A 322-nucleotide genomic window follows, 5' to 3' on the forward strand; every position below is an offset into this window, starting at 1 on the left:
TCACTGGGATCGTTATGATAAAGCCGATGAAAACGCGTCTTGTTGGGTACGGTTTGCGCAAGGCTGGAATGGCAGCGGTTACGGTTTTATGGCGGTTCCCCGTATCGGTCAGGAAGTGATAGTCTCTTATCTGAACGGCGATATTGATCGGCCGATTGTCACCGGCTGCACTTACAATGGCTTAAACCGGCCACCGTTGGATTTACCCGCCGAAAAAACCCGCACCACGTTTAAAACCCAGACTCACAAAGGTGACGGTTTTAATGAATTGCGGTTTGAGGATGCCAAAGATCAGGAAGAGATTTACCTGCACGGGCAGAAA

General features: G+C 49.7%; 1 protein-coding gene. It reads left to right on the forward strand.

Going from position 1 to position 322, the window contains the following annotated elements:
• A partial coding sequence (tssI, locus tag ABR397_RS23650) for a type VI secretion system tip protein TssI/VgrG (protein ID WP_350307827.1) occupies positions 1-322 on the forward strand: 322 nt, incomplete at both ends.

It is taken from the genome of Photorhabdus viridis, assembly GCF_040256935.1.
Classification (GTDB): domain Bacteria; phylum Pseudomonadota; class Gammaproteobacteria; order Enterobacterales; family Enterobacteriaceae; genus Photorhabdus; species Photorhabdus viridis.